At 72.5% G+C, this 17,928-nt stretch carries 11 protein-coding genes; 8 read left to right on the top strand and 3 right to left on the bottom strand.

Going from position 1 to position 17,928, the window contains the following annotated elements; genetic code table 11:
* Positions 1-102: 102 nt before the first annotated feature.
* Together IE313_RS17415 and IE313_RS17410 are read left to right on the top strand one after the other, a co-directional pair.
* Entirely contained in the window at positions 103-1,140 is a 1,038-nt protein-coding gene (locus tag IE313_RS17415; RefSeq protein WP_189933179.1) for a 3-isopropylmalate dehydrogenase, read from the top strand.
* Between the two features lie 290 nt (positions 1,141-1,430).
* Positions 1,431-2,525: a branched-chain amino acid aminotransferase gene (locus tag IE313_RS17410; protein ID WP_189933177.1), complete on the top strand. Its 1,095-nt coding sequence runs from the start codon at positions 1,431-1,433 to the stop codon at positions 2,523-2,525.
* A gap of 191 nt (positions 2,526-2,716) precedes the next feature.
* Here the strand turns inward: IE313_RS17410 and IE313_RS17405 are convergent, their stop codons facing one another.
* Positions 2,717-6,187 (bottom strand): substrate-binding domain-containing protein, encoded by a 3,471-nt coding sequence (locus IE313_RS17405; RefSeq protein WP_189933175.1) that lies wholly within the window; start codon positions 6,185-6,187, stop codon positions 2,717-2,719.
* Between the two features lie 118 nt (positions 6,188-6,305).
* Positions 6,306-7,274, bottom strand: coding sequence for a pectate lyase family protein (locus IE313_RS17400; RefSeq protein ID WP_189933173.1), 969 nt, complete (start codon positions 7,272-7,274; stop codon positions 6,306-6,308).
* Positions 7,275-7,744: 470 nt separating this feature from the next.
* On the opposite strand from IE313_RS17400, the gene cimA reads away from it, so the two are divergent.
* The 3 genes from cimA (at position 7,745) to IE313_RS17385 (ending at position 14,000) form a co-directional block, all read left to right on the top strand.
* Positions 7,745-9,370 (top strand): citramalate synthase, encoded by a 1,626-nt coding sequence (gene cimA / locus IE313_RS17395; RefSeq protein WP_189933171.1) that lies wholly within the window; start codon positions 7,745-7,747, stop codon positions 9,368-9,370.
* A 485-nt stretch (positions 9,371-9,855) separates the two neighbouring features.
* The gene (locus tag IE313_RS17390) at positions 9,856-12,339 is read left to right on the top strand and encodes a glycoside hydrolase family 3 N-terminal domain-containing protein (RefSeq protein ID WP_308439186.1); all 2,484 of its coding nucleotides are present in this window, start codon (positions 9,856-9,858) and stop codon (positions 12,337-12,339) included.
* 128 nt (positions 12,340-12,467) lie between these two features.
* Entirely contained in the window at positions 12,468-14,000 is a 1,533-nt protein-coding gene (locus tag IE313_RS17385) for a hypothetical protein (RefSeq protein ID WP_229924720.1), read from the top strand.
* 106 nt (positions 14,001-14,106) lie between these two features.
* On the opposite strand, the gene IE313_RS17380 is transcribed toward IE313_RS17385, so the two are convergent.
* Positions 14,107-14,715 (bottom strand): YceI family protein, encoded by a 609-nt coding sequence (locus IE313_RS17380; protein ID WP_189933167.1) that lies wholly within the window; start codon positions 14,713-14,715, stop codon positions 14,107-14,109.
* A 326-nt stretch (positions 14,716-15,041) separates the two neighbouring features.
* Between IE313_RS17380 and IE313_RS17375 the strand changes: the two genes are divergently transcribed.
* From IE313_RS17375 to IE313_RS17365, 3 genes are all read left to right on the top strand, one after another.
* A complete protein-coding gene (locus tag IE313_RS17375) occupies positions 15,042-15,587 on the top strand; it encodes a hypothetical protein (RefSeq protein ID WP_189933165.1) in 546 nt (181 codons plus the stop codon).
* A gap of 178 nt (positions 15,588-15,765) precedes the next feature.
* The gene (locus IE313_RS17370) at positions 15,766-17,358 is read left to right on the top strand and encodes an acyl-CoA carboxylase subunit beta (RefSeq protein WP_189933163.1); all 1,593 of its coding nucleotides are present in this window, start codon (positions 15,766-15,768) and stop codon (positions 17,356-17,358) included.
* 32 nt (positions 17,359-17,390) lie between these two features.
* Positions 17,391-17,651 (top strand): acyl-CoA carboxylase subunit epsilon, encoded by a 261-nt coding sequence (locus IE313_RS17365; RefSeq protein ID WP_189933162.1) that lies wholly within the window; start codon positions 17,391-17,393, stop codon positions 17,649-17,651.
* Positions 17,652-17,928 lie beyond the last annotated feature (277 nt).

Genomic DNA, 17,928 nt, shown 5'->3' with positions numbered 1-17,928 from the left:
GGGGCGGGCACCCGTAGCCGTCGTCCCGACATGTACGAGCGTCCCGCAGTCCACATCGTGGACGGCAATGTCAATCCATGGGACGGAGAGTAGGGTGCCCCCATGTCTCGCACGATCAATCTCGCGGTGATCCCCGGCGACGGTATCGGCCCGGAGGTCGTGGCCCAGGGCCTCAAGGTGCTGCGCGCCGCCCTCCCTCAGGACGTGAAGCTGGAGACCACCGAGTACGACCTCGGCGCCCAGCGGTGGCACCGTACCGGCGAGACCCTGCCGGACGCCGAGCTCGAAGCCCTGCGGCAGCACGACGCGATCCTGCTGGGCGCGGTCGGCGACCCCTCCGTGCCCTCCGGGATCCTGGAGCGCGGCCTGCTGCTGAAGCTCCGCTTCGCCTTCGAGCACTACGTCAACCTCCGGCCCGCCAAGCTCTTCCCGAACACCCGGACCCCGCTCGCGGGCCGCCCCGACATCGACTTCGTCGTGGTCCGCGAGGGCACCGAGGGCCCGTACACGGGCAACGGCGGCAGCCTGCGCACCGGCACCCCCGACGAGGTCGCCACCGAGGTCAGCGTGAACACGGCCCTGGGTGTGGAGCGCGTCGTGCGCGACGCCTTCGAGCGTGCCCAGGCCCGCCCGCGCCGCAAGCTGACCCTGGTCCACAAGAACAACGTCCTCGTGTACGCCGGCCACCTGTGGAAGAACACCTTCGACAAGGTCGCCGAGGAGTACCCCGAGGTCACCACCGACTACCTGCACGTCGACGCGGCGACGATCTTCCTCGTCAGCCAGCCGGAGCGCTTCGACGTCATCGTCACCGACAACCTCTTCGGCGACATCATCACCGACCTCGCCGCGGCGATCGCCGGCGGCATCGGTCTGGCCGCCTCCGGCAACATCAACCCGGCCGGGACCCACCCCTCGATGTTCGAGCCGGTGCACGGCTCGGCGCCCGACATCGCGGGCCAGGGCAAGGCCGACCCCACCGCGACGGTCCTCTCCGTCGCCCTCCTGCTGCGCCACCTCGGCCACCCCGCCGAGGCCGCCCGCATCGAGGCCGCCGTCTCCGCCGACCTGGCGGAGCGCGACGGAGCCCGCAGCACCGACGCGATCGGTGACGCGCTCGCCGCTCGAGTATCCGCCTGACCGGCGGACCACCGAAGCCGCCGGAGCCCAGGGCCCCCGGCGGCTTCTCCATGCGGCCGGGGTGCCACCATCGACCCGGGCCGCACCTGTCATTTCCGTGCATCAGGGGCACCACGTGAGATACCGAACGTGGTGCCCCGGTATGCAGGGACACTCGGACGTCCTACTATCTCCGGTACCTCCCTGTATCCCGGACGCCCTCGGGCGCCCTGCGGGTACGGCAGTGCCGGACCGCCGGACGTACGGACGAGAGCGCGGCCGTCATCATCACAGTGAAGGACGAACACATCATGTCGACGACGCCGACGCCCACCATCGAGTTCAAGCCCTCCGCGCACCCGCTGGCCGACGCCGAGCGGGAGGCGATCCTGGCCGACCCCGGGTTCGGCAGGCACTTCACCGACCACATGGTCACGGTGCGCTGGACGGAGGGCCGCGGCTGGCACGATGCGCAGCTCGTCCCGTACGCCCCGCTGTCGATCGACCCGGCGAACATGACCCTGCACTACGCGCAGAGCATCTTCGAGGGCCTGAAGGCATACCGCCGCCCCGACGGGAGCGTCGCCACCTTCCGCCCGGAGGCCAACGCCAAGCGGTTCCAGGCCTCGGCCCGCCGGCTGGCCATGCCCGAGCTGCCCGTCGAGACGTTCATCGAGGCCTGCGACGCGCTCGTCACCCAGGACATGGCCTGGGTGCCGCAGCACGGCGAGCAGTCCCTCTACCTGCGCCCCTTCATGTTCGCGACGGAGGTCGGCCTCGGTGTGCGGCCGGCCGGCGAGTACCTGTTCATGGTGATCGCCTCGCCCGCCGGAGCCTATTTCAAGGGCGGTGTGAAGCCCGTCTCGGTCTGGCTCTCCGAGGACTACGTCCGCGCCGTCAAGGGCGGCATCGGCGCCGTGAAGACCGGCGGCAACTACGCGGCCTCGCTCGTCGCCCAGAAGGAGGCCGACGCCAAGGGCTGCGACCAGGTGGTGTGGCTGGACGCCGTCGAGCACCGCTGGGTCGAGGAGATGGGCGGGATGAACCTGTACTTCGTCTACGGCGACCGGATCGTCACCCCCGAACTCACCGGCTCGCTGCTGCCGGGAGTGACCCGCGACTCGCTGTTCACCCTCGCCCGTGAGCTCGGCTACACCGCCGAGGAGGGCCGGATCTCCAGCGAGGACTGGCGCCGCGACACCGGCAACGGCACCCTCACCGAGGTCTTCGCCTGCGGCACCGCCGCCGTCATCACCCCTGTCGGCACCGTCAAGTCCCGATCGGGGGAGTGGACGCAGGGCGACGGGCAGCCCGGCGAGGTGACCCTCCGGCTCCGCAAGGCCCTCCTCGATCTCCAGACCGGTGCCGCGCCCGACCCGTACGGCTGGATGCACGAACTGGGCTGACCCGCCCACCCCCGCTGGCCGCCCACCCTCGCAGGTTGCCCACGCCCGCAGGCCGCCCACCTCCGCAGGCCGCGCCCCGCCGCGGGGCGCGGTCCGCGCCGCACGGCGCCGCGGGCCCGGGCCCGGCACTGCGCAGGGCACGTCGACGGGCACGGGGAACCGCGCGCCGGGCACGGCGGTCCCCCGTGCCGTCACCGGCCCGGGCCGGCCGCCTGCGCCGTGCGGCTGCCACCGGCCGGTGGCAGGGGGCGTACCGGGAGGGGCGCCCTGCTGGAGTCCCGGTACGCGTGGGGGGCGATGCCCGCGACCCGGTGGAAGACCCGGCTGAAGTACGCCCGGTCGCGGAAGCCCACCGACCGGGCCACCGTGCCCACGCTGTCCTCGCTCAGCGCGAGGCGCTGCTTGGCCCGCTCGATGCGCAACCGGGTCAGGTACTCCCACAGGGTCACCCCCAGCTCCCGGTGGAAGAGCCGGCCCAGGTGGTCCTCGCTCAGGCCCGCCGCCTCGGCGACCTGACGGCGCGCGAAACGGTGCCGGTAGTGCTGCTCCAGATAGGCAACCGCATACCGCACGGGTGCGTAGGTGCGCTGCGTGGCCGCGTCCGTGCGCTGAAGCAACTGGGCCAGCAGCCGGGCCGTCTCCTCGTCGCTGAGCACCCCGCGGCCCAGCAGCACCACCTCCGGATGGCGCACCGCGCGCCGGGCCTCGGCCCGGCTGAACCCGGTCGAGCTGAGCATCAGCACCGGCGCGCCCGCCTGGCCCGCCGCCTGCCCGGTGGTCTCCCGGAGCCGTTCCACCAGCTCGAAACCGTCCATGTCGGGCAGCGACTTGTCGACCACGAGCAGCGCCGGGGCCTCCTCGGCGAACAGCGCGCAGGCGGTCGTGCCGTCGGCGGCGGCCCGCACCGTACGGCCGGGGAGCACACCGCCGACCAGCCGCCGCAGCCGCTCCCGGGAGGGCGCGGAGCCGTCCGCCACCATCGCGGGCTCGGTCGGCCCCGACGGGCGCAGCGCCCGCAGCGCCTCGCCCAGCGACTCGCCGGTGACGGGGCCGTAGAGCAGGAACGGCACGTGCCTGAGCGCCGGATGGCCGCCGAGCCGGTTGACCACGGCCCATTCCTGGGGCCTGACCAGGCAGGCGTCCCAGGCGACCGCGGCCGGCGGCTGCTCCGCGACCAGGGAGGCGATCTCGTCGTCGGAATGCAGCAGCCGTACCGGCAGGCCGTGCCGCCGGGCCAGCGCGGTCACCTCCGCGGGCGGCCCGGACGGGGCCGCGACCAGCAGCGCCCGGCCCGGCGGCCCGGCACGCCCGGCCGGTGTCGGCAACGGCAGTTCGAGCCGGAACTCCGGCCCTTCGGGAGCACGGAGCAGGCTCACGGAGCCGCCGTGCAGCGCCGCGAGCCTGCGTGCCATGGCCAGATCGAGCCGGCTGCCCGGCATATGCGCCGCGAACGGCCTGAAGAGGTGCTCGTCGTTCTCCGGCGGCCCGGCGGCCAGCAGCAGCCCCTGGTCGGCGACGGTGACCCTGACGCGCAGCGTCGCGGGGCCCGCCTCCGCGGTCAGGGCCGTGCGCGGCCCCGCGGCCACGGTGAGCAGGTTGACGACGATCTGCCGCAGGCGGGCGGCATCGGCCTGGAGCGCGGGCAGCCGGCGCGGCAGCGCGAGCCGCCAGCGGCCCCGCCCGGGCGCGGCGCCCGCCACCGCGGCGAAGGCGTCGGCGAGTACCGGGCGCGGATCGAGCAGCCGGCGGGCGAGGTCGAGCGTCTCGATGCCGGACCTGGAGAGCACCAGCAGGTCGTCGACCAGGCGCAGCAGCCGGTCGGCGTGCCCGGCGGTGACCGCGTCGCTGTCCCGGGTGAGCCGCCAGATCGCCTCGATCGGAGTGCGCAGCTCGTCCGCCGCGTTGTCCAGCAGGCTGGTCTTGAACCGGTTGGCCTGCTCGGCCAGGTCCCGTGCCCGCCGCACCTCCTCGAAGAGCCGGGCGTCCTTCAGCGCCGCGCTGATCTGGTCGCCGAGCGCCCGGAAGAGGGCGCCCTGCCGGGCGGCCACCGCCGCCGGTCCGGCGTCGAAGAGGGCGAAGCCGAGGTGCTCGCCGCCGACCGACAGCGGTTCGAGGACCAGGGTGCTGCGCCGGTCCGCGGGCGGCTGGATCGCCTCGGCCGTGCAGGACGGGGCGAGCAGTGTGCAGCCGGCCACGTCGAGGCCCGGCAGGTGGCGGCCGAGCGCGGCGGAGATCTCCTCGGCGTCCGCGGCCGTGGTGAGCGTGGTGCCCAGCGCACGCAGCCGCCGGGACTCCTGCTCGATGCACCAGCGCTCGTACTCGAGCAGCCGCTGCGACTTGTCGGCGACCAGCAGCCTGGCCTGGCCGATCAGGCGCTCGGCGTGCCGGCGTGCCGTGTCGTCGGGCAGCGCGGGCAGGACCTTCGCGCGCAGCTCCAGCAGGGCGCGGTCCCAGGCGGCGGCGGGGAAGGTGCGCATCCGCCCGCTCAGCCGCTGCTCCACCAGCGTCAGGAAGTCCATGCCGTCGGGCGTGGCGCCGAGGGCGTCGGCGGACAACGCGGTGGCCAGCGCACCGGTGCGCACGGGCGAGGGGCACTCGGCGCCGGGGGGCCTCCCACCGGCGCCGCCCCCCGCTCCCGCCGCCTCGCCCGCTTGCCCTGCTCCCGCCCCCTGGGCCGCATCCGGTGCGCCCTGGGCGACCAGCGGCGAACGGCAGCCGCAGGAGCGGCGGACGACGAGTTGGCCAGGGACCACCCGGCGCTTTGGTGGCGGCACTCCGCGCAGCCGGGCGAGCAGGGTATCCACGGCCAGTGCGCCCAGTTCGCCGAACGGCAGCGCGACCGAGGTGAGCGGCGGATCGCTGAGCCGGGCCTCGGTGGAGTCGTTGAAGCTGATCAGCGCGACGTCCTCCGGCACCCGCACACCGCGTTCCGCGAGGATCCGCAGCGCGTCCGCGGCCAGCACGTCGCTGCACGCCACGACCGCGTCGAAGTCCCGGCCCGGTCTCAGTTGGCGCACGTCCAGCAGCACCCGCATCGCGGCCGCGCCCGCCCCGCCCGCGAAGTCGACGGACGCGGCGACCAGAGAGCGGTCGTACGGCAGGCGGTGCCGGGTCAGCGCATCGGTGTAGGCACGGAACCGGTTGACGGAGACCGGGTGGGCGAGCGGCCCGCGGATGCAGGCCAGCCGGCTGCGGCCGTGCTCCTGCACCAGGTGGCCGATCGCCTTGCGCATGCCGGCGTAGGAGTCGAGCAGCAGGGTCTCGTGGTCGCCCAGGGCGCGGTTGAGGCTGATCACCGGCAGTCCCGTGAGGCGCTCGACGAGCCGGTGCGCGGGGTGCCGGGCGGTGTCCGCGGTGTGCCGGGCGACGGGTGCGGCGGGCAGGCCCAGCGTCGACGTCCAGCAGATCGCGCCGTCCAGCACTGTGGCGTCGACCAGGTCGTAGGCCGCGTTGCGGGGCGCGTCCCCGGGGCTCAGGGCGTCGCCGGGGAAGCAGATCAGGTGGGCGTCGCCGCGCTCCGCGGCCTGGAGCACGCCCGAGAAGAGGCTGACGGCCACACCGAGGTGGATGTTGGCCGTGACGAGGCCGATGGTGGGGCGTCCCCGAAGCCGGCGCGGGGCGCCCGGGTGCCGGGGCCGGGGCGGAGGCTCCTCTTCCGCCATCGCAGCATCCTCGTCCGTGACAAGCGCCTGGCGTTCGGTGCGAGGACGATAGCGGCGGCGGCGGAACGGGACAAGGGCGCGGGTGCCCTTGTCCCAGGGGTCGAACAGCGGTCGTGGCCTAGATGTGGCCCACGCCCGCACCGGCCCTCACGATGCTCTTGACGTTCGCCGCCGAATCGAGCCTGTAGCTGTAGGACGGGGTGCTGACCGAACCGCCGGTCTGGCCGGGGCCCGAGTTGACGAGCTGGTTGTTGCGGGCCACCAGCGAGCCGGGCCCGGAGTCGGCCTCGCCCAGGTGGTAGGGGTCCTCGACGTTCTCGAAGTAGTTGCCCTCCACCAGGACGCCGGCGTCCTCGGTGGACGCCACGCCGTAACCGCTGTTGTCGTTGTAGTAGTTGTTGTACACGTGCACGGGGTTGCCGAAGCGGACCCGCGGGTTGCGCTGGGTGGTGGCGTCGAACCAGTTGTGGTGGTAGCTGACGTGCAGCTTGCCGCGGTCCTCCGAGCCGTTGTCGTCGCTGTGGCCCAGCAGCGCGTTCTTGTCCTGGTCGTGGAAGTGGTTCCAGGAGATCGTGACGCTGTCGGAGGCCCGTTTGACGTCGCAGGCGCCGTCGTAGGCGTCGGATATGTCGTTGTGGTCGATCCAGACGTGGGTGGAGTACTGGACGTTGATCGCGTCGTCGTCCGCGCCGGTGAACCGCAGGTTCTGGATGATCACGTTGTCGGCCTTGCTGACGTTGAGGCCGCCGCCCGTGATGGCGCCGCTGGTGCCCGTGCCGACGATGGTCTTGTCGGAGGTCACCTTCTCCATGTCGTCGAGCTGGATGGTGCCGCTCACCCTGATCTGCAGCGGCCCGTCGCTGGCGGCGGCGTCGATGAAGGCGTCGGCGTCGGACACGGTGACCGTGGGGCCGCCCGCGCCGCCCGTGGTGCCGGCGCCGTAGCCCTCGGGGCTGCCGGCGGCGAGTGCGGGGGGCGCCTGCTCGGCGGCCGCGCCCTGCCACGCGGTGAGCCCGGCGATGGCGGCCACCGCCGTGGCCACCGCGAGGGTCCTGCCCATCTGGGACCGTGCGCTCGTCCTGCGCATGGGGATCTCCGTCCGGTTCATGGGGGTCGGGAAGGAAGTCCGCCGAGCCGCGCGGTCCCCGGCGTGCGAATGATGCTAGGGAGGACGCCGTGGACGATGACGGTCCGTGTGTGGACTATGACGCGCCGCCCGGCCGCCGCCCCTCGGCCGGCCGTGCCCCTTCCGGGCGGTCCCCGGACCGCATGGTGAGACGGATCCGGCGTCGGGGGCGGGCGTGTGGTTGACTGCCCCCGTGCCCTCGTTCGCCATGATTATCGGCAGCAGGCGCGCCGGTCCGCAGTGACCGCTGCACCGTGGTAGACCTCGCGGCAGCGGCACCGTGCCCCAGACCCGCGCGCAGACCTCTCGCACCCGCGAGGGGTTTTTTCGTTTCCGGACCGCACCCTGGAAGGGAACGGGAGCACGCGACGATGGGGGCAGGTGGAGCCAGGATCTTCCCTAGGCCACTCACCCGACAGGAGTCAGAGAGCATGAACAGCACCGGTCAGGCCACCGACGACAGGTACGAGGCGTTCGAGGCGTTCCATGTCTTCGACACCACGCTGCGGGACGGCGCGCAGCGTGAGGGCATCAACCTGACCGTCGCCGACAAGCTGGCCATCGCCCGGCATCTGGACGACTTCGGAGTGGGCTTCATCGAGGGCGGCTGGCCCGGCGCCAACCCCCGGGACACCGAGTTCTTCGCCCGCGCCCGCGAGGAGATCGCCTTCCGGCACGCCCGCCTGGTCGCCTTCGGCGCCACCCGCCGCGCCGGCTCGAAAGCCGCCGAGGATCCGCAGGTCAGGGCGCTGCTGGAGTCGGGTGCCGAGGTGATCACGCTGGTCGCCAAGGCGCACGACCGGCATGTGGAGCTGGCCCTGCGCACCACGCTGGAGGAGAACCTGGAGATGGTCCGCGACACCGTCTCCCACCTGCGTGAACAGGGCCGCCGGGTGTTCGTCGACTGCGAGCACTTCTTCGACGGCTACCGTGCCAACCCCGGCTACGCCACCTCGGTGGTGCGCGCCGCCGCCGAGGCGGGCGCGGACGTGGTGGTGCTGTGCGACACCAACGGCGGCATGCTGCCCGCCCAGATCCAGGCCACCGTCGCCACCGTGCTCGCCGACACCGGAGCCAGGATCGGCATCCACGCCCAGGACGACACCGGCTGCGCGGTCGCCAACACCCTGGCCGCCGTGGACGCCGGCGCCACCCACGTGCAGTGCACGGCCAACGGCTACGGGGAGCGGGTGGGCAACGCGAACCTCTTCCCGGTGGTGGCGGCGCTGGAGCTCAAGTACGGCAGGCAGGTGCTGCCGGAGGGGAGCCTCCAGGAGATGACGCGGGTCTCGCACGCCATCGCCGAGGTGGTCAACCTCGCGCCCTCCACCCACCAGCCCTACGTCGGCGTCTCGGCCTTCGCGCACAAGGCGGGTCTGCACGCCTCCGCCATCAAGGTCGACCCCGACCTCTACCAGCACATCGACCCGGAGCTCGTCGGCAACCGCCTGCGCATGCTGGTGTCCGACATGGCTGGACGGGCCTCCATCGAGCTCAAGGGCAAGGAACTCGGAGTCGACCTCGGCGGCGACCGCGAACTGGTCGGCCGGGTCGTCGAGCGGGTCAAGGAGCGCGAACTCAAGGGCTACACGTACGAGGCGGCCGACGCGTCCTTCGAGCTGCTGCTCCGCGAGGAGGCCGAAGGCCGCCCGCTGCGCTACTTCCGCACCGAGTCCTGGCGCGCCATCGTCGAGGACCGCCCCGACGGCACCCACGCCAACGAGGCCACGGTCAAGCTCTGGGCCAAGGGCGAGCGGATCGTCGCCACCGCCGAGGGCAACGGCCCGGTGCACGCGCTCGACCGCACCCTGCGTGTCGCCCTGGAGCGCCTGCACCCCCAACTCGCCAAGCTGGAGCTGGTCGACTACAAGGTCCGCATCCTGGAGGGCAGGCACGGCACCGAGTCGACCACCCGTGTGCTGATCTCCACCTCCGACGGCACCGGCGAGTGGTCCACGGTCGGTGTAGGCGACAACGTGATCGCCGCGTCCTGGCAGGCACTCGAGGACGCCTACACCTACGGACTGCTGCGCGCCGGAGTCGAGCCCACGGAGTGACACCCCCGCACTGACGTGACCCGCGACGTCCACCGGTGTCGTCCACCGCCGACGTCCACCGCCGACGTCCACCGGTGTCGTCCACCGGCGTCCACGTCCACGCAGTGCGGCCGCGCGGTGGTCCGGGGCGTGCGCGGCCCCGTGGACGTTCGGCTTCCGAAGGCGCGGGCCCTGGTGGCGGGGCCGTATCTGCCCGCGTCCGGCCCGCCTCGGCCCGTACCGCCGCCCGCGAAGGCCGCGCTCCGGCGGGTGCGTTCGGAAGGCGAACGCACCGCCCGGTGCGGACGCCAAACGTGTGGGTCACGCTGCCGCAGCGGTGTGACATCTTGACGACCGCCAGGCCAGGCACTTAACTCACGCCGTGAACCAGGCCTGTTCGGTGGGTCTTCGAGGGATGCGAAGACCGTCCGGACGGGCCTCCGTCGTGAGTGCGCGGTGGCGGGTGAATGCCCGCAAGCTCCGCAAGTTCCCCCGAAGGGACAGCGATGCGCAAGAGAGCCTTGTTCGTCTCGGCCGGTCTGATCGCCGGCCTCCTCCCGTTCGCCTCGGCCGCCACGGCGGCCGGGGCCGATGACTCCGCCAGCGTGGTCACCGACGCCGCGGTGTACCCCGTCAAGGGCGGGGACACCGCACGGGTCACGGTCTCGCTCACCACCGCAGGCGGTGCCCCCACCGCCCGTCCCGTCACCGTCGCGTACGCCACGAGCGGCGGCAGCGCGGCCCCGAAGGAGGACTACACGCCGGTATCCGGCACCGTCACCTTCCCGGCCGGCACCGCCTCGGGCGCGTCGCGCACGGTCGCGGTGCCCACCCGCGCCGCCCACGGCGAGCGGACGGCGCGGACCGTCCCGCTGAAGCTGGACGTCACCGGGGCGCGGGCCCCGGAGCAGTCGCCGAGGGTCGTCGTCGGCGCCCAGAACATGCCCTACCTCGACTCCCGCCTCCCGATCAAGGACCGGGTCTCCGACCTGCTGTCCCGGATGTCGCTGGCCGACAAGGTCGGCCAGATGACCCAGGCGGAGCGTTCCGCGATCAAGAACCCGGCCGACATCACCTCCTACAGGCTCGGCTCGCTGCTGTCCGGCGGCGGCTCCGTGCCCACGCCCAACACCCCCAAGGCCTGGGCCGACATGATCAACGGCTTCCAGGACCAGGCCCTCGCGACCCCGCTGCAGATCCCGATGCTCTACGGCGTGGACGCGGTGCACGGACACAACAACCTGGTCGGCGCCACCGTCCAGCCGCACAACATCGGCCTCGGCGCCACTCGCGACCCGGCCCTGGTCGAGCGCACCGGCGAGGTGACCGCGGCGGAGACCCGGGCCACCGGCGTGCCCTGGGACTTCGCGCCGTGCGTGTGCGTCGGCCGCGACGAGCGCTGGGGCCGCACCTACGAGACGTTCGGCGAGGACCCCGCGCTGGTGGTGTCGATGGAGACCATCGTGCAGGGCCTGCAGGGCCCCGCGGACGGCTCCCAACTCGCCCGCCGCGACCGGGTGCTGGCGACGGCCAAGCACTACGTCGGTGACGGCGGCACCGAGTACGGCTCCTCCACCAACGGCACGTACACCCTCGACCAGGGCATCACCAAGGTGACCAGGAAGCAGCTCGAGGACATCCACCTCCCGCCGTACCAGGAGGCCGTGCGGCGCGGTATCGGCACGGTGATGCCGTCCTACTCGTCGATGCAGATCACCGACGAGGACAACACGCCCGTCAAGATGCACGCCGACGGTGACCTGATCAACGGCACCCTCAAGCACGACATGGGCTTCGACGGCTTCGTCATCAGCGACTACGCGGCCATCGACCAGATCTCCCCGGACTACGCGGCGGACGTGCGCATCTCCGTCAACGCGGGCGTCGACATGGTGATGGTGCCGAACAAGTACCAGGAGTTCGAGTCGGCGCTGACCGGCCAGGTGAACGCCGGCACCGTCTCGGAGGACCGCATCGACGACGCCGTCACGCGCATCCTCACCGAGAAGTTCAAGCTGGGCCTGTTCGAGCACCCGTACGCGGACACCAGCGGCGCGGGCGACATCGGCTCGGCCGCGCACCGCGCGGTGGCCCGGCAGGCCGCGGCCGAATCGCAGGTGCTGCTGAAGAACGGCACCGACGGCCACGCGGTGCTGCCGCTGAAGAAGAGCCAGAAGGTGTACGTCGCGGGCTCCAACGCCGACGACATCGGCAACCAGGTCGGCGGCTGGACCATAAGCTGGCAGGGCTCCTCCGGCAACATCACCAAGGGCACCACGATCCTGCAGGGCATGCGGCAGGCCGCGCCGAACGCCGAGATCGACTACTCCAAGGACGCCTCGGCACCGACCGACGGCTATGACGTCGGTGTGGTCGTCGTCGGCGAGACCCCGTACGCGGAGGGCAAGGGCGACGTCGGCAACGGCAACGACCTCGCGCTCAGCCCGGCCGACAAGGCCGCCGTCGACAGGGTCTGCGGCGCGATGAAGTGCGCGGTGCTGATCGTCGCGGGCCGTCCGCAGCTCATCGGCGACCAGCTCGGCGAGATCGACGCCCTGGTCGCCTCCTGGCTGCCGGGCACCGAGGGCGAGGGGGTCGCCGACGTGCTCTACGGGACCAGGCCCTTCACCGGCCGGCTCCCGCTCACCTGGCCGAAGTCGCAGGACCAGCTCCCCATCAACGTCGGCGACGCCAGCTACGACCCGCAGTACCCCTTCGGCTGGGGCCTGACCACCGGCGCGGCCCCGGTGCACGGCGGCGCCGCCACCCTCAAGGCGCTGCGGGCCCTGGCCGCGGCCGCCGACCACCTGCACTCCGCGAAGGCGGGGGGCGCCCTGGTCGGCCAGGCCCGGCAACTGGTCCAGCAGAAGGTGGGGCAGCACATCACGGCCGCGGTGGCCAAGCCCTTCGCCGAGGCCGACCATCTGCTGCTGACCGGCCACTACCGGGACGCGATCGGCAAGCTCACCCAGGCCTACCAGGCGGCCTGACCGGGCGGGGCGCTGCTGCGCAGGGCCCCTGACGGCGGCGGCGCACCTCCGACCGGAGGTGCGCCGCCGGACTTTTCCAGATCCTCAGTGGATGCCTTGATTCTATGGTTTTCGGGTAGTTTCTCAGTATGAAGGCACGCCTCTCCGGTGCTCTCGGCGCTTGGGGCCCCGCCATCCGGCCGGTGCTCGGCCCCGCATCGCCCCGTAGGGCACTGCGACTGCTGATCGTGCTGGTGGTGGCCGTGGTGTCGGTGCTGGCGCTGGCCCTGCCGAGCCTGGCCGGGGGCTCCCAGGGCGGCTCCCAGGCCGGCGGCACCACCGCGACCGCCTCCGTCACACAGGCGGCCGGGGACATCGCCCGCGCCACCGGCCAGGCACCCACGGCCGCCGATGTCTCCCGTATCGCAGACGCCCTGCGCAAGGGCCCGGTGTACGTCGATCCCGCGGCTGCCTCGCAGCTTTCCGGCTCCGATGCCGCGGCGCTCGCCGACAAGATCAAGAAGGCCGACAAGCCGGTCTTCCTCGCGGTGCTGCCCGCGGGGTTCCCCACCCAGAACCTCTTCCGCGACCTGCGCACCGAGACCGGCATCACGGGCGTCTACGGCATCCGCCTCGGCAACGCCTTCGACGCGCGCGCCGACGGCAGCGTGCTCTCCGGCCGTGCGGTGGCCAACCTGGTCGGTTCGGTGCAGGGGCAGAGCGCGGCGACCCAGCTCAACTCGTTCGCCGACCAGGCCATCCGCGGTGCCGACGGCTCCGCCCCGTCCTCCTGGGACGGCGGTGGGGGCGGGGCGCCCACCGGGGCGCTGATCGGCCTGGGCGCCCTGATCGTGGTGGGCGGCGGCGCGGCGTACACGGTGGTCCGTGCCAACCGCCGCAGGCACGACCAGGAGCAGCGCGCCGCCCTGGAGAAGCTGCGGGTCGTGGTGGACGAGGACATCACCGCATACGGCGAGGAACTGGACCGGCTCGACTTCAGCCCCGCGGAGCCCCGCGCGGACGATGCCATGCGCGGCGACTACGAGCATGCGCTCGATGCCTACGACCGGGCCAAGACGCGGATGGCCGCCGCACGCCGCCCGCAGGACGTGCGGGGCGTCACCGAGGCACTGGAGGACGGCCGGTTCTCGCTGACCCGGCTGGACGCCCGCAGGGCGCGGCGCCCGCTGCCCGAGCGCCGCCCGCCGTGCTTCTTCGACCCGCGGCACGGCCCGTCGGTGACGGACGCCCGCTGGTCGCCACCGGGTGGCACGGAGCGGGAGGTGCCGGTCTGCGCGGCGGACGAGACGCGGCTGCTGGCGGACGAGGAGCCGGCGGCCAGGACGGTCGAGACGGCCCAGGGCAGGCGTCCCTACTGGGAGGCGGGACCCGCCTACGGACCGTGGGCCGGCGGTTACTTCGGCGGGGGGCTGCTCCCCGGGCTGCTCGTCGGCACCCTGCTGGGCAGCATGATGGCCACGCCCGGTTATGCCGCGGACTACGGCAGCGGGTACGGCGACTTCGGCGGACCGGGCTACGACGGCGGCTCCGGCGGCGACTACTCCGGCGGCGACTTCGACCAGGGCGACTTCGGTGGCGGGTTCGGCGACGGCGGCGGCGGGTTCGGCGACGGCGGGGGGTTCGGGGGCGGCGGGGACTTCGGCGGCGGGGGCGGCTTCTGACCGGGCCCCGGCCCGGTCGGCGCCGCTCCCCATGCCCTGCCGGGTTCAGCAGGGGCACGGGGAGGGCGCGGGTCCGCCGCCGGCCGTGGGCCGGCCGCCGCGGGCGTCACTCCTTGGTGTTCTTGATCGCGGAGATGTCGAAGTTCAGCTTGATCCGGTCCGAGACCAGCACGCCGCCCGTCTCCAGTGCGGCGTTCCAGGTCAGTCCGTACTCGGAGCGCAGCAACTGGGAGCTGCCCTCGAAGCCGACGCGCTCGTTGCCGAACGGGTCCTTCGCGAGCCCGTTGAACTCCAGGTCGATGGAGATCGGCTTGGTGGTGCCGAGGATCGAGAGGTCACCGGTGATCCGGTAGGAGCCGTCACCCAGTGCCTCGGCCGACGTGGAGCGGAACGTCATCGTCGGATACGTCTCGGTGTCGAAGAAGTCCGAGCTGCGCAGGTGCCCGTCGCGGTCGTCCGAGCCGGTGCTGATGCTGTCCATCTTGATGTCCAGGGACGCGGTGGACGCCGCCGGGTTCGCTGCGTCCAGGTGCAGGCTCCCCTCGAAGTCCAGGAAGCTGCCCTTGACGTTCGTCACCATCGCGTGCCGGGCCACGAAGCCGATCGTGGTGTGCGAGGCGTCGATGGTGTAGTCGCCGGAGAGTGCCGCGGTGTCCAGGCCCGCCTGCGCGGTAGCCGCCGCCTCCGTGCTGTTGCCACGTCCGAAAATGCCCATGTCCATGCTCCTTTTCCGACAGGTCGGGCCGGGTCCGGCGCGTCGGCGCCGAGCGGACCCGCTTCAGTTGAATCTTAAACAAGTGTCACTCTAGGGGTATTCCGTTCAATCTTCAACATCATCGGGGTGTGTTGTGCCGACGACTTTTCGACGCCTTGCGCCGGCCTCTGGCGGACGCGCGTAGAACCGGGCACCATCTCCTTGCTCCACCTGCACCGCCGTTCCAACTGCCCGCCGCGCCACGGCCCTCACCACGCCGTCCGGATGCCGAGGGGCAGCACGACGTTTCCACGACCGCCCGCGGCGCGACCGTGAGGCAGGTCCCTATGCAGGGAGGAACCCCTCAGATGAAGCAGAGATCGATCCGTGCGCTGCTCACCGCCCTGGCGCTGATCATCGGTGCCCTCATCGCCCCCGGTGTCGGCGTGCTCACCGGGGCGGCGGACGCCTCGGCCTCGACCGCCGTCACCAAGCTCACCCACGCCCAGGCGACCGCGATGTTCCGGGCCGCCGGCATCACCTGGTCGTCCTCCGGCGGCTGTTCCGACCGCAACAACCCCACCTGCACGTCCTTCGACCAGCTCAACCAGGCAACGGCACAGGGCGCGGTGACCCTGAAGGGCGCGATAGGCTGCGCGCTCAACATCACCGGAGGCACCGAAACCGGTCATGCGAGCGGCACCTACTCGCACTGGAACGGCTACAAGCTCGACTACAGCAAGAGCACCTGCCTCACCAACTACATCAAGAGCGCCTTCACCTACATCGGGCTGCGGGGCGACGGATACCCGCAGTGGGAAGCGGCCTCGGGCAACCTCTACGCGGACGAGGGCAGCCACTGGGACGCCACCTACTACAGTTGCGGCTGCTAGGTCCCGCGCCGGGCCGGGTGGGGAGGCCGTTGTTCGACCCCCACAAGCCGGAGGCGCCCTGAGCAGTCGACAGGGCTCTCCCCCGAAAGGGTTCTGTTCGGGGCTACCAGGAAAACGGGCCGGAGACTGTACAGAGTCGACGGCCCGTTTTGCCGTCCGCACTTCGTATGGTCGCTACATGACCGTTATGGACGAGACCGCCGCCTCGGGGGGCGAGCCCACGGACGCGCGCGGGCGTGTGGCGGAACTGCAGGCGATCCGTGCCGAGGCGCTCCGCGGCCCCGGCGACAAGGCGACCGAGGCGCAGCACGCCAAGGGCAAGCTGACCTCCCGCGAGCGGATCGAGCTGCTGCTCGACCCGGACTCGTTCCACGAGGTCGAGCAACTGCGCAGGCACCGGGCGACGGGTTTCGGCCTGGAGGCGAAGAAGCCGTACACGGACGGTGTGATCACCGGCTGGGGCACGGTCGAGGGCCGGACGGTCTTCGTGTACGCGCACGACTTCAGGATCTTCGGCGGCGCACTCGGCGAGGCGCACGCCACCAAGATCCACAAGATCATGGACATGGCCATCTCGGCCGGCGCGCCCCTGGTGTCCCTGAACGACGGCGCCGGCGCCCGGATCCAGGAGGGCGTCAGCGCACTGGCCGGCTACGGCGGCATCTTCCAGCGGAACACCAGGGCGTCCGGCGTCATCCCGCAGATCAGCGTGATGCTCGGCCCCTGCGCGGGCGGCGCGGCCTACAGCCCGGCCCTGACCGACTTCGTCTTCATGGTCCGCGACACCTCCCAGATGTTCATCACGGGCCCGGACGTCGTCAAGGCCGTGACGGGCGAGGAGATCACGCAGAACGGACTCGGCGGCGCCGATGTGCACGCCGAGACCTCCGGCGTCGCGCACTTCGCCTACGACGACGAGGAGACCTGCCTCGCCGAGGTCCGCTACCTGCTCTCGCTGCTGCCGCAGAACAACCGCGAGAACCCGCCGGCCGTCGAGTGCGAGGACCCGGCCGACCGGCGCGGTGACGCCCTGCTCGACCTGGTGCCCGCGGACGGCAACCGGCCCTACGACATGACCAAGGTCATCGAGGAACTGGTCGACGACGGCGAGTACCTGGAGGTCCACGAGCGCTGGGCGCGCAACATCATCTGCGCGCTGGCCCGGCTCGACGGCCAGGTGGTGGGCCTCGTCGCCAACCAGCCCCAGACGCTCGCCGGGGTGCTGGACATCGAAGCCTCGGAAAAAGCTGCGCGCTTTGTCCAGATGTGCGACGCTTTCAATATTCCGATCATCACCCTGCTCGACGTGCCCGGCTTCCTGCCGGGTGTGGACCAGGAGCACGGCGGGATCATCCGGCACGGCGCGAAGCTGCTGTACGCGTACTGCAACGCCACCGTGCCCCGGATCTCGCTGATCCTGCGCAAGGCGTACGGAGGCGCCTACATCGTCATGGACAGCCAGTCCATCGGCGCGGACCTCACCTACGCCTGGCCGACCAACGAGATCGCGGTCATGGGAGCGGAGGGCGCCGCCAACGTCATCTTCCGGCGCCAGATCGCCCAGGCGGCGGACCCCGACGCCATGCGCGCCCGCATGGTCAAGGAGTACAAGGCCGAGCTGATGCACCCGTACTACGCGGCGGAGCGCGGCCTCGTCGACGACGTCATCGACCCGGCCCGGACCCGCGAGGTGCTCGTCCACTCCCTCGCGATGCTGCGCACCAAGCACGCCGACCTGCCCTCGCGCAAGCACGGCAACCCTCCGCAGTGACCCTGCGGCCCTCTCGCCCACGGAGACGCCACATGTCCATCACCGCCACCGACCGGACCCCCGGTCCCTTCGACCCCGACTCCGAGCCCACCGCCCCCGCCGCGTCCTACGGCGACGTCCTGCGCGTGGAGCGCGGCCAGGCGGGACCCGAGGAGTTGGCCGCCATCACCGCCGTGCTGCTCGCCAGGGCGGCCGCCCAGCCCGCACCGGCCGTGCGCGACGCCCGTCCCCGGGCGGGTTGGCGGCGCCTGGAGCGGGAGTCGGGCTTCCGGCCGCCGCACAGTTGGCGCTGAGCGGTCCGGCCGTCCGGCCCGGCGCGCAGGCGCCGGTGGGCGCGGCGGCCCCGGCAGGGGCGGGCCCGCGCAGGCAGAGGCGCCTCCGGTGCGGTGGAGCCGCACCGGCACGGCCCCGCACCGGCCGCACCGGCCCCTGGCGGCCCCGCCGGCCGTGCAGCCCCACCCGGGCCGGCCAAGCCCCACCGTGCCGCCCTCGTGGCCTCCAGGCCCCCGGACACAGCAGAGCGGCCCCGGTCCATGGACCGGGGCCGCTCTGCTGTGTCCGGGGGCCTGG

The sequence above is a fragment of the Streptomyces sulfonofaciens genome (assembly GCF_014656295.1).
Taxonomy (GTDB): Bacteria; Actinomycetota; Actinomycetes; order Streptomycetales; family Streptomycetaceae; genus Streptomyces; species Streptomyces sulfonofaciens.
Note: the sequence above shows the minus strand (reverse complement) of the source record. Positions and strands in the feature narration are given on the sequence as shown.